The 12,513-nt window shown below is 63.1% G+C and carries 11 protein-coding genes; 6 read left to right on the top strand and 5 right to left on the bottom strand.

Translation table 11 applies throughout. From position 1 onward, the window contains the following. Positions 1-121 precede the first annotated feature (121 nt). From ACWHYV_RS06345 to ACWHYV_RS06330, 4 genes are all read right to left on the bottom strand, one after another. Positions 122-781 carry a response regulator gene (locus ACWHYV_RS06345; protein ID WP_447979817.1) on the bottom strand — a complete coding sequence of 220 codons (660 nt, stop codon included), beginning with the start codon at positions 779-781 and terminating at the stop codon, positions 122-124. A 403-nt stretch (positions 782-1,184) separates the two neighbouring features. After that, entirely contained in the window at positions 1,185-4,271 is a 3,087-nt protein-coding gene (locus tag ACWHYV_RS06340) for a PAS domain S-box protein (RefSeq protein ID WP_447979816.1), read from the bottom strand. 31 nt (positions 4,272-4,302) lie between these two features. After that, on the bottom strand, positions 4,303-4,752 hold the full coding sequence (locus ACWHYV_RS06335) for a response regulator (protein WP_447979815.1): 450 nt from the start codon (positions 4,750-4,752) through the stop codon (positions 4,303-4,305). 4 nt (positions 4,753-4,756) lie between these two features. Beyond that, positions 4,757-7,024, bottom strand: coding sequence for a PAS domain-containing sensor histidine kinase (locus tag ACWHYV_RS06330; RefSeq protein WP_447979814.1), 2,268 nt, complete (start codon positions 7,022-7,024; stop codon positions 4,757-4,759). A 303-nt stretch (positions 7,025-7,327) separates the two neighbouring features. Here ACWHYV_RS06330 and ACWHYV_RS06325 point away from each other — a divergent pair, with 303 nt between their 5' ends. From ACWHYV_RS06325 to ACWHYV_RS06315, 3 genes are all read left to right on the top strand, one after another. Then, positions 7,328-7,984 carry a response regulator transcription factor gene (locus ACWHYV_RS06325; protein WP_447979813.1) on the top strand — a complete coding sequence of 219 codons (657 nt, stop codon included), beginning with the start codon at positions 7,328-7,330 and terminating at the stop codon, positions 7,982-7,984. 736 nt (positions 7,985-8,720) lie between these two features. After that, entirely contained in the window at positions 8,721-9,149 is a 429-nt protein-coding gene (locus ACWHYV_RS06320; protein ID WP_447979812.1) for a response regulator, read from the top strand. A gap of 201 nt (positions 9,150-9,350) precedes the next feature. Further along, entirely contained in the window at positions 9,351-9,989 is a 639-nt protein-coding gene (locus ACWHYV_RS06315) for a PAS domain-containing protein (RefSeq protein ID WP_447979811.1), read from the top strand. On the opposite strand, the gene ACWHYV_RS06310 is transcribed toward ACWHYV_RS06315, so the two are convergent. Continuing rightward, positions 9,980-11,215, bottom strand: a complete 1,236-nt coding sequence (locus tag ACWHYV_RS06310) for an ABC transporter permease (protein WP_447979810.1) — start codon at positions 11,213-11,215, stop codon at positions 9,980-9,982. The genes ACWHYV_RS06315 and ACWHYV_RS06310 overlap by 10 nt on opposite strands. Positions 11,216-11,415: 200 nt before the next feature. On the opposite strand from ACWHYV_RS06310, the gene ACWHYV_RS06305 reads away from it, so the two are divergent. The 3 genes from ACWHYV_RS06305 to ACWHYV_RS06295 all read left to right on the top strand — a co-directional run bounded on the left by ACWHYV_RS06305 (position 11,416) and on the right by ACWHYV_RS06295 (position 12,459). Beyond that, a complete protein-coding gene (locus ACWHYV_RS06305) occupies positions 11,416-11,775 on the top strand; it encodes a response regulator transcription factor (protein ID WP_447979809.1) in 360 nt (119 codons plus the stop codon). 135 nt (positions 11,776-11,910) lie between these two features. Further along, positions 11,911-12,303, top strand: a complete 393-nt coding sequence (locus ACWHYV_RS06300; protein ID WP_447979808.1) for a hypothetical protein — start codon at positions 11,911-11,913, stop codon at positions 12,301-12,303. A gap of 9 nt (positions 12,304-12,312) precedes the next feature. Beyond that, entirely contained in the window at positions 12,313-12,459 is a 147-nt protein-coding gene (locus ACWHYV_RS06295) for a hypothetical protein (protein ID WP_447979807.1), read from the top strand. The last annotated feature ends 54 nt before the right edge of the window (positions 12,460-12,513 follow it).

The raw sequence follows: 12,513 nt of genomic DNA, 5'->3' as shown, positions 1-12,513 counted from the left end.
TAACCGCCGATGGTAAGGGTGCCACAGGAAAGCAGAAACGCGAAGAGACAGCGGGGCATGAGGGAAAAGTATTATGGCCCTATCTGGAAGGAAGAATGGGCAGTCACCGCGGACGGTCGGGCTATCCCCTGAACTGCCGGGCAAAGACGACGGCAGCTTGAGAGCGGCGGGTCACCCCGAGTTTTTCGAAGACGCGGGTCAGGTAATTCTTGACAGTGCGGTCGCTGAGGCCGAGCTCGGCTGCGATTTCCTTGTTGGTTTTGCCCTCCGCCACCAGTTCAAGGACCTTCTGCTCCTGACGGGACAACTCCTCGCCGGGCGGCCCGCTCTGGCCTCCGGCCAGCTCGCGCATCTGCTGCAGCAGCGATCCCGTCAGCATCGGATCGAGAATCGATTGGCCTTGGGCGACGGTCGTGACCGCCTTGATGAGGCCTTCTCCATTGACCTGCTTCAGCAAAAAGCCGTCGGCGCCGGCCAAGACGGTCGACAGCATCGCATTGGGATCGGCATAGGACGTGAGGAACAGCACGCGGGTGTCGGGACAGGCCGCTCGAATGTCCCGACAGGCGTCGACGCCGCTGCCGTCGGGCAGGCGGACGTCCATCAAGATGATGTCGGGTCTCAATTGCAGCGCTTGGTGCACGGCGTCGGCCGCCGTGGCGGCTTCACCGACCACGTCGATCGCGGCCGCCCGCTGGAAGGTGGTGCGCAGCCCAGTCCGAACGACCTCATGATCGTCCACCAGCAGGAGACGGATCGGTTTCGTGTGCTTCTCGGACATCGAGCACCTCCTTGGGGAGGCTCAAGGTGGCGAGGGCCTCCGCTCTGCCGGCTGACGAGCCGGAGCGGCACCACAGAGCACTGCAGGGCACAGATCCGTCGGGGGTGATGAGGTCGGCAAGAAAGACGAGAGCGGAGAGAAGGACCGGGAAGGAGCAACGATCGAGCCCGGAAGGGTCTTCATCAGACATCGCCGTGAACGCTCCTCGACAGGAACCTCCCTGATCGTGTCGCAACGTGTCGCCCATAGTATAGAGAACAATCCTGTGGTGACAAGGACAACGTGAGGGAGTCCGGGTAGGTCTCTGTAGGGGATCGGCCTGGTCCGCTCCAGGCCGAATGGTTTCCCTTCCTGCCCATATGGGCGTCATGCGGCGGCGAGAAGAGAGCCGGCCCTCACCGGCTTAGGTGAAAGCCCCCGGCTCTCCCGGCCGGCCGGTGAGCATGCCATGAACCGTGTTCAGGAGGGCTTCGGTCGTGTAGGGCTTCTGAAGAAAGGAGACCGGCCCAGCGCTCGCCGCCTCCATGACCCGTTCATTCATCGTCAACCCGCTTACGGCGATGACCTTGACGCCCGGGTCGAGCCGCTGCAACGCGCGGATCGTCGCAGCGCCGTCCATGAACGGCATCATGACATCGGTGATGACGAGGTTGACCTGCCCGAGATGGCGCGCATAGACGGCCAGCGCCTCCGTACCGTCCTGCGCCGTCCACACGCGGTAGCCGTAGGTCTCGAGCGTCGCTTTGACCATCTCCAAGATCGTGAGCTCGTCGTCGACCACCAGGATCCGCTCGCCACACCCCTGCGGCAGCGCTTTTTCAGGCCCAGCCGTGGCAGCGGCCGCCGCCGCTGCCTCGGCAGGCAGGTACACCTTCATCGCCGTCCCCTTGCCCCGTTCGCTGTAGACCTTCACGAAGCCGCCGTGATTCTTGGCGATCCCCAGTACCGTCGACAGCCCCAGCCCCGTCCCTCGCCCGACTTCCTTCGTCGTGAAAAAGGGATTGAAAATCTTGTCGATCAGATGCGGCGGAATGCCGGTTCCCGTGTCGACGACCGACAGCGCGACGTACGGACCGGGCCTTGCATCCTTCTCCATCCGGGCATAGTGCTCATCCAGACGGACGTTCTCGGCTGTGATGCGCAGCCCGCCTCCGCTCGGCATCGCGTCGCGGGCATTGACGCACAGATTCAGCAGCAACTGGTAGAGCTGCGTGGAATTCCCGATGATCGTCCAGAGATCATCGGGCACATCCACGCGGACCTGAATGGAGCGGGGGAACGTCTCTACGATGATCGTCTCGAGCTCGCCAAGGAGGTGCTTGAGGCTGACCGGCGCGCGATCCCCTTCCACACCCCGCGAAAAGGACAGGATCTGCTTGATCATCTGCGCCCCTCGTCGCGCACTCGTCTCGACGGCCTCGGCGAACTTGATCGTTTGCTCGTTCGTCTCGTTGAGACGGAGCAGTTGGACCCCGATCAGAATCGGCGTCATGACGTTGTTCAGGTCGTGCGCGATGCCGCCGGCCAGCATCCCCAGGTTCTCCAGTCGCTGGGCTTGCAAGTACTGCTTTTCGAGCAGTTTGGTCTCGGTCACATCCGTGTTCACCTGGAGGATGGACGTTGGGGATCCATCCTCGGCCCTCACGATCGTCCACCGGCTTTGGACGATGAGCTCCTTGCCGGATTTCGTGCACTGCTTCAACTCCCCCGCCCATTCCCCGGTACGGAGGCATTGTTCTCTGGCCCCGGTGAGAACGGCCGAAGCCTCGCGATACAAGGCCTCGCTTTTCTGCCCGAGGGCGTCCTCGGCCGCCCATTCGTAGACCCGCTCCGCCCCCTTGTTCCAAAAAAGGATGCGGTCGTCCAGGTCGGTGACGAAAATGCCGTCCCGGACGAGATCGATGAGCGCCGCTTGCTCGCGAATCCGCGTCTCCGCGAGCTTCCGTTCGGTGATATCCGCGATGAACGCGCTGAACACGTACCGGTCGCCGACGACCAGGGGGCTGACCGAGACCTCGATCGGAAATTCCGTCCCATCGCGACGCAGGGCCGTCAACTCGACCCGCTTGCGGAGCAACGGCCCGTGCCCCGTCATCAGGAATCGCTTCAGCCCTCGTAGATGGGCTTCACGGTACCGCGGGGGGATGATGAGGTCGGCCAACTTCTTTCCGCCCGCCTCCCGCCGACTCCAGCCGAACATCACCTCTGCATTGCCGTTCCAATCCGTGATAATGCCCGCCTCGTCCATCCCGATGACGGCGTCGAGTGCGGATTCGAGGACGGCTCGGGTCCGGGCCTCGCTGTCCTTGAGCGCCTGTTCGGCCCGCTTGCGTTCGGTGATGTCCTGGAAAACGACGACGGCGCCCTTGTGCACACCTTCCTCGACGATCGGATAGGCGCTGTAGGCGACCGGGAGGGAGCGACCATCCCGCGTCCAGAGAACATCCTCCTCCACACGCCCGTGCTGGCCCGCCGTACACGCTTTCGTCACCGGGCATTCATCCTCAGGATAGACGCGACCGTCGAAGCGGCTATGGTGCAGCAGGCTGTGGGCGTTTCGTCCGATCAGTTCGGCCAGCGAATAGCCCAGCATGGTTTCCGCCGCTTTGTTCGCGAACGTGACGTTGCCGCTCACATCGAGCCCAAAGATCCCCTCGCCGGTGGATTGCAACAGCAGATGCACGTGATGAGCGAGCTGGTTCCGCTCTTCCTGCGCCCGGGTCAGCTCCGTGATGTCCGTCATGCCGCCGATCAGGCGGATCGGGGCGCCCGAGGCGTCGTAGAGCGCATAGGCGCGGCCAAAGACGAGGGCATAGCTCCCGTCGGCCCGCCGGAATCGATACTGCCCCGCCCATCGCTCGCGCCTCTCCTCGAGGAGCCGATCGACACTGTGCTCGATGCGGTCGAGATCCTCGGGATGGAGACGTCGAATCCAGGATTCGACTCCCGGCTCGAGATCCTCCGGCCGATACCCGAACAGACTGTAGAAGGTGTCGTTCCACCAGATGACGCCGGCCTTCAGGTCCCAATCCCACACCGCATCATTGGTCGCCCGGGCGACCAGCCGGAATCGTTCCTCGCTGATCCGCAGGGCTTCGTCGGCGCGCCTCCGTTCGGCCCGCTGTTCGGCTTCCCGAAGCGCCCGCCGGACCGCGGGGGCCAAACGCGACAGCCGCCCCTTGACGACGTAATCAGTCGCTCCGCAGTGCAGGGTCACGACGGCGGACTCTTCGCCGATCGTCCCTGAGACGAAGATGAAGGGGATGTCGGGATCGCGTGCACGGACGAGGTTGAGCGCGGAGAGACCGTCGAAGGCCGGCAAGGTATAATCGGCGAGAATCAGGTGCGGCTCGCGCTGCGACAGCTTGGCAAGGAACTCTTCCCGGGTCTGCACCCGGACGATCTCACAGGTCAGCCCCTCGGTTGCGAGCTTCGATGTGATCAGCTCCGCATCCTGATCGTTGTCTTCGAGATGAAGGATCCGCAACATCGACGGCTCTCTCGCCCTCTTGTCGCCGGGCTCACGCATGCTGGACCGTGCCGGGCGGGGGCTCGTTGATGATCGCCCAAAAGACGCCGAGCTCCTTCACGGCCGCCACGAACCGCTGGAAGTCCACCGGCTTCACCACGTAGCCATTCACGCCCAGCCGATAGCTGTCCACCAAATCGCATTCTTCACGCGACGAGGTCAGGATGACGACCGGAATGGTCTTCAGCCCCGCATCGGACTTCATCGTCCGCAGGACTTCCAGCCCGTCCACCTTCGGCATCTTCAAGTCCAACAGGACGACCGCCGGCTGGCCGTTGGCGCGACCGGCAAACTCCCCGCGCCGGTAAAGATAGTCCAAAGCCTGAGCGCCGTCGCTCACCACGACGACCTCGTTGGCGAGCTTGTGCTCTTCCAGCGCCATCAGCGTCAGCTCCACGTCCTTCAGGCTGTCTTCGGCGAGCAGAATCCGTTTGATGTTCATACCGTCAGCCCTTTCTGGCGGGAAGCGCGACGTACACCGTCGCCCCCTGGCCCACCGCGCCTTCGGCCCACGTCCTTCCGCCATGGCGATGGACGATACGCCGGACATTGGCGAGCCCGATCCCCGTCCCTTCGAATTCCTGGGTGCTGTGCAGCCGTTGGAAGACACCGAACAACTTGTGCGCATATTTCATGTCGAATCCCACGCCGTTGTCGCGCACGAAGATGACGTGCTCCCCCTCCTGTCCAGGAGCCGTCCCGACTTCGATCCGAGCCTGCTCCTTGGTGCGGGTGTACTTGATCGCGTTGCCCAACAGGTTGACGAAGACTTGGCGGAGCATCGCCCGGTCGCCGACCACCGAGGGCAGCTCTTCCCCGATTGCCCATGAGACCGAGCGATCCCGCCAGTCCGCGTGCAGGCTCTGGACCACCTCTTTCACGAGCTGATCGAGGTCGACCGCGGCGGCGGTCATCTCGCTGCGTCCCATCCGGGAGAAGCTCAATAGATCGTCGATCAGAGCCCCCATCTGCTTGGCCGACTCGGCGATGATGGAGAGGTAGCGCCGGTTCTTCTCATCGAGCTGGGCCGCGCCGTGTTTGAGCAGCAATTCGACGAACCCGTCGATATGACGCAACGGCGCGCGCAGGTCGTGAGACACCGAATAGGAAAAGGCCTCCAACTCCTTGTTCAGCGCTTCCAAGTCGGCCGACCGGGCCCGAATTTCGGCTTCCGCCCGTTTCCGTTCCGTGATGTCGGTCAAGGCGACCACGCCGCCGAGCTGGCGGCCGGCTTCATCACGCAAGGGGCAGCCGGTCACGCTGAGCCAGACCCCTTGAGGGGCCTTGGCATGTCGCAAGAACTGTTCGTCTCCCTCCACGGAGACTCCTCGGATCGCCCGGGCGAGGGGGAGTTGATCGGATGGATAAGGCGTCACTTGGTCGGGGAAGTAGACGCCGTACTCGGCCTGCCACTGCTCGGGAGGGACGTCCTTCGGCCCGAGCCCGATGATGCGCTCCGCGGCCGGGTTCCAAATCAGAAACTTGCCGTTCATGTCGGCGACCACGACGCCCTCTCCCAGGCTGTTCAACACGGCACGGAGGATGACCTCTTGCTGCTTGCGCTCGGTGATGTCTTCCGAGATCCCCAACAAGTACTGAGGGCGGCCCGCCGCATCGAGCAGAGGCACTTTTTTCGTATGGAGGATCCGTATACCGCGTGATTTGGTCCGGATCGGTTCTTCCGGGATGTCCGCAGTACCCCCGCTCGCCAGCACTTCCCGGTCCTTGGCCGCAAAGAACTCGGCCTGCTCGGGCGGAAAGAAGTCCTCATCATTCTTGCCGATGAGGTCCTTCCGGTCATATCCGAGGAGCTCTTCACCCGCCTTGTTCAACTGAACGAACCGCAGCTCCTCTGCGTCCTTCACGAACACCATATGGGGGAGATGTTCGAGAATCGCGCTCATGAACGCCTCGGCGTCGCGCGCGGCCTTCTCGGCATGCTTGCGCTTCGTGATGTCGAAGACGGTCGAACGGCTGGAGCGAAATCGTCCATCGGCGTCCGTCACCGCCGTGGCATTGAGCACGATCGGCAGGATCGATCCATCCTTTCGGATCAGGTCGAACTCGAGGTCGGCGACGTGCCCCTGTGCTTTGAAACGGGGGAAACTGCTATGGAACAGGTCCAGGCTCGCGGGGCTCAGCAGCTCCGCAAACGTCTTCTTGCCGACGATCTCGTCGCGGTGATACCCCAGCCACGCAAGCTCCGTATCGTTGATCTCGATGAACACGCCGTTCTGATCGAGCGAGTGATAGCCGCACGGAGCCCGATTGTAGAGATCGCGGATGTGCTCCGACGCCTGACGCAGGGTCTCCTCGGTCTGTTTGCGTTCGGCCACCTCGAACCGAAGGGCTTCGTTGGCCTTGATCAGTTCAGCCGTACGCTGGCGGACGTTTTCCTCGAGGCTGGCGTGAGCCTGAGCCAAGGCCTGTTGCTGTTTCTTGACGTGCTGGATCAGCAGACCCATGACGCCAAAGATGATCAATCCCAGCAGTCGGTTGATCATCGGCATTGACGGGGAATGGTCGACTTCGGGCGAAAGAAAGTACCCGGAGACGGTGAACAGACCGCACCAGAATGCGACGGTCAGGGGGAACCGTTCCGAACCAGCCCAGACGGTCAGCCCCAGAGGCACGAGGTACAGCAGCCAGACGATGTGCCCCAAGGAGGTTGCAATGTCGAGCGCGAAGACGCCGGCAAGCAGGGCCCCGGTCAACCACGTCAGCGGGCGCTTGCCGAGGGTTCGAGGGAGGAAGATGGTGTTTATCGCATGGGGGCGCGTCGGTGCTTGAGACCGATCCCGTTCGCTTCCATCAGGGCAGGCTCTCGCGTTCACCACCTGAAGTATGCGAGTAGGTCTGCACACTGTCAATCACGTATCTCCCCATTCGGTGATGGAAGATATCGTGTCCCCGCTGCGCTCTGCCCATTCGGTCATGCCGTCTGCCCCAATGGCCCCGGCTCCTTAGAGCCTTTGTCCTATACACAGAATCCCGCCCCTGTGACATACTCCCATTGCATGGCCGGCCAACACGGTTCCCGCATCTCCATCCTCATCGTCGACGACTACCTCATCTGGCGGACCGGTCTCCGGGGGCTGCTGGAGAAGCACGAGCGCATTCAGGTCGTCGGCGAAGCGGAGACGGCGGTGGACGCCGTCAGGCAGGCCATCGACCTCGCCCCTCACGTGGTCTTGATGGATATCCGGTTGCCGGACGGCAGCGGCATCGACGCGTGCCGTCAAATTTTGGCCTCCTGCCCCGGTACCCGCGTCCTGTTCCTGACCGCATTTCCCGATGACAAGGACCTGTTGATCCAAGCCGTGCTCGCCGGCGGTGTCGGCTGTTTCATCAAGGACGTGGACGACGTCACGCTCGTCAAAGCGATCGAGGCGGTGGCGTCGGGTCAATGCGTGTTCGACCGTGCCACGACGGACGCCGTCCGGGCCGAGATCCAAGCCGCCATGACGAAGAGCCCCGTCCCTCCGTCGGCGGACCTGTCACCACAAGAACACAGCGTGCTCTGCCTGGTCGCCAAGGGAAAGACGAACAAGGAAATCGCGGCGATCCTGAGCTTGAGCGACCATACCGTCCGCAATTATCTGCACCGCGCTTACCGGAAGCTCCACATAGCCCGGCGCTCACAGGCGGCCGCTCTGTACGCGGATCACCGGTAGCCCGTCCGATCTGAAACGCTCGCCCGCACCGGGGATCGGCCATCCAGCACGAGCCTGTCCAGCCGGCATGCAGAGTCGATCGTCCCGTTCCCACCCCTCCCCCACTTCGCAGCGATTTGTTACCCCGCTCGATGATCTGCGACCCCAAACAGGTATGGGCATCCCGATCGTTCCTTGACACAGCCCGAAAAAGCGGTAGACCAAACACATCCGGGCACCCCGAAGCAAGGAGGCGTTATGCGTGTCTTTTTCGCTGTGCTCTGTCCGCTACTTTTCGTGTCTACTGCGCTGGCCGGCCCATTTCCTCAGGACGACGATACGCCGCAGCCCACCATGCCGCCGCTGGTGACGCCGCTTTCGGACACGGCCCGGCGTTGAAGCTCGCGTCATTTTCCACTGAGGAGTTCGGGAGCCGCGGCCCGCAGACGCGTAATGAATGGGTAGCTTTGAGGGCTTTGCTCTCAGTCGATCGTCTCTCTCCACGGTCTTTCCCACTGTCCTCAAAAGACCACGGTCGCGACATACCCTGAACAAATTTGTGCAGCCGCTGGCTCTGGGCATCGTTTCTTGACGTTCCGTTCCGAATCTTTCCGATGTGCTCCTATTTACAAAGGTTCTGCCCGTCTGGCCTACCTTACGTCGCGTAGGTGTCGGACCGTACCATCCTGTCGGAGGCGGGCGACTTGCACCGTCGGTCCGGCTACGGCGCTTCCACCAGCCTCATCAAAAGGACACAGTGAAGATTCTCCTGGTCGATGACGACGCCGCCTTGCTGGAGGCCTTGCCGCCGGCGATCCGGCACCGCCTGCCCGATGCCTTCGTGTACGCCGTCTCCTCTCCGTCCGATGCCCTGGCACAAGCCGCCGCCACTCACTGGGACTTGGTCATCACAGACCTCTTGATGCCGGGGATGACGGCCGATCAACTGATTCCTGCGCTCCGCGAGATCGCCCCGGAGGTCCCGATCATTCTGATCACCGGTGTGCCCGAAGTGGCTGGGAAACGAAACGATCAGGATGCGTCCATCATCATCCGCAAACCGTTCAAGGTCCAGGACCTCGTCGATCACATCATCGGTGTGCTGGAGCGCCGGAGGACGCGATCGCATGGTCATGACGAGCGAACCCAGACAGACGTTGGACCAGGAGGTGACGTGCCTGCCTAGCGCCCGATCGTCTAGAGCCTTCCTGTGGCGCCGTCCCCCAATGGCGCTCATGCTCGTCGCCTCCACGATTGACGCTCCCTCCCCCTTACCGCTCCTGCCCGAAGGTCGCCGCCGCCTTCCACGCTCCTCGGGTCAGCCGCCTCTTGCCCGCATACTGAGCATCGATTAGAATCACCCTCTTTTGTTGAGGCGTAACCCACGATGATTCAACCCAACGCTCCACCTCGACCCTCCGGATATCAGGACCATCACTATCGGCAACTGCTGGAGGCCGTCTGTAACAACGCGACCGTCGCACTCTTCATCATGGATGAGCGGCAGCAATGCATCTACATGAATCCCGCTGCCGAGCAGCTCACCGGGTTCTCGCAGGCGGAGGTGCAAGGCCGTCCCTTGCACGACGTCATCCATCACACCCGCCCGGACGGCCGCCCGTATCCTCTCGAAGAATGCCCGATCGACCGGGCCTTTCCCCAGAACAACCAGGAGCAAGGCGAGGAAGTCTTCGTGCACAAGGACGGCAGTTTTTACCCGGTCGCCTATACGGCCAGCCCGTTGAAAAACAGGGAGGGCATGTTCGGGACGATCATCGAGGTCCGTGACATCCGGCGGGAAAAGGACGCCGAGCGGACGCGCGAGGAGCTCACACGGGCGTTGAGCGAGAAGATTCGGGAGTATGAAATCGCCGTACGGGAACTGGAAGCCTCAAAGGAGCTTCTCGAAGAGAAAATCAACGACCTCGAGCGCTTCCACGACGTCGTCGTGGATCGTGAGCTGAAGATGATCGAGTTGGAGCGGGAAATCACCCTCCTGAAGTCGGAGGATCCGTCTCAATCGTGACGCAGCGCCTCGATCGGGTTCAGCCGGGCCGCTTTGTTGGCCGGATAGAGGCCTGAGACGATTCCGACGACGACCGCAGATCCCACCGCGAGCACGACGGACGACACCGTGACGATCGCGGGCCACCCGGCGAGCGTGGTCGTGAGCCAACTGCCGAGAATCCCCAGAACCACTCCCATCAGCCCCCCGATCACTGCCAACGTGACGGCTTCGAGCAGCCATTGAAAGAGGATCTGCCAAGGCGTCGCGCCGACCGCGAGACGAACGCCGATCTCCCGAGTCCGCTCGCTCACTGAGATCAGGAGGAGGTTCATGATTCCGAGACCGCCGACGATCAGCGAGATCGCCGCCGTGGCCGCGAGCATCACGCCCAGTGTGTCGCTCGTCTCCTGCTGGACCTTCGCGACCTCGAGCGAATTTCTGATCCGAAAATCGTCCGGCTGATCGGGCTCGAGGCGATGACGAATGCGGAGGACCAGCCGCATGGTGCTTATCGCCTCAGGGACGTCTTCGGGCCGATCGGTGGCGGCAAAGATCCCGCCGGCGCTGCCGGGGAACGTCGAGCCGAGCAGCTTTCGCTCCGCGGTCGTGAACGGCACATAGATCGTGTCGTCCTGATCCACGCCGTAGGCGGATTGCCCTTTCGGCATCAACACGCCGACCACCTGGAACGGCACCTGCTTGATGCGGATGGTGGCCCCGATCGGATCTTCAGCGGGATCGAAGAGCTGCTCGACCATGGTCTGGCCGATCACGGCCACTTTCGCCGCCGCGTCCATGTCGGCCTGGCTGAGTCCCGTCCCCGAGGCGAGCCTCCATGCGGAGAGCGCCAAATAGCCGGGCGAGACTCCGGTGACGGGCCCGTACCAATTATGGTGGCCGCGGACGATCTGCATCCGCTCCCCTCTTGCCCAGGCCGTATCCACCAGGAGAGGGACCTCCTCCTTCAACCGGAGGGCATCCATCGCCGTGAGCCGGACCGATCCGCCTTGCGCGCCCCTGACCCCGGCCGTGTTCACGGCACCCGGCCACACGACGATGAGATTCTCCCCCATGCTCATGATCTGTTCGCGCACGGCGTCGCGGGCGGCCTGCCCGATGCTCAGCATCGCGATGAGCGCGGCGACCCCGACGCCGATCCCCAGCACGGCGAGCCCGGCCTGGAGTCGATTGCGGCCGAGGGACCGAGCCGCGGTGACGGTGATCGAAATCATGAACGCCGACATCAGGCGCTCCTCTCGTGCCTGCGGCCAGTGCCACGGCTGATGTGCGGGGAACCCGCCCGGAATAACAACTAGACAAAAGTCGTATGGCCCGCCCTCGAGGCGGGGCCTGTATGCCGATGTCCCCCGCTTCCCCTGATCCCTACAACACGATTCACTTAGGGAGTATACCGGCGAACGATCGAGTGCGTTACGACTGCACCATGTCCACGCGCATTCTGCTCGTCGAAGATGATCGAGAAACGCAGGAAGTCGTCAAGCGGCTGCTGGAGGCTTCCGGCTACTCCGTCGAAGCCGTCACCAGCGGCGCAGAAGCCCTCGGCACGCTCCAACTGCAGCGCTTTGACGGCATCGTCCTCGACATGGGCTTGCCCGACGTCGACGGAATGTCCGTCATTCGACAGCTACGGCAGACGGCCGCCGCTCCGCCGGTCGTCATCCTCACCGCCTATCACGAGTTGGGACTCCGCGGCGTCGCCGAGGGCGCCCGAGCCTTTCTCACGAAGCCGTTTGATGCGCGCCACCTGCGTCAGGTCACGTGCCACTGGTTCCTGCGAACGTGACGCCTGTCGCTCGAGATGCCGGATCGCCCCAGCGTGCGAACGGATCACGGAGCGGCGTAGAGAGTGTCCGTGATGGCGGATGCCGGCGTGGGGAAAGTAGGATGAGCCGTGTGCGACCTCAGGAGGGGAGGGCGTATGCGCCAAGCCACTGGAGAAGGGTCCGTCAAGTCGCTGGAAGGCCTCGTGGAGGAGCGTCAGGCGCTCGAAGAAAAGGAGCGGCAGATGATCGTTGCGCTCAACGAGGCGTTGGGTCGAATGGGCTACACGATCGTTTCGACCGAACAGCAGCAAACGCCCCGCCGCCGCCCGGCAGGACCACCCGCCAGCCCGACACGGCGGGACCACGGCGGCGCGGACGACCGCCGAAGGAGCGCGTCGCGGCTTGAGCCTGCTCCAGACCGATTCCATCGCGGTTGGCCCCAAGCTCGCACGCGGCACGCGCACTCCGCAGTCCGACTCCGTCGGACCGAGGCGACGACGTACCGGTCCTGCCCGAACACCGACCATTCAAAACAACAATCAGGCTGAAGGAGGAGTATGGAACTCGTGGATTGGATCGTTCTGAAGCTCTACCTGATGCAAGACGCACTGATCTACATCTTGGTTCCCCTCTTGCTGCTCAGTTTGGCCGCGGCCATTTTCCTGACGTGGAAGGCTTCCAAAGACCGGGTAGTCGGACGCTGACCCTTCGAACCGGCCCGCGGCCGCCGGCCAGCCCGACGTGCTCCCTTCAAAAAA

Source organism: Candidatus Nitrospira bockiana (genome assembly GCF_965152565.1).
The sequence above is the reverse complement of the archived record's forward strand: the minus strand, read 5'-3'. Positions and strand labels throughout refer to the sequence as shown.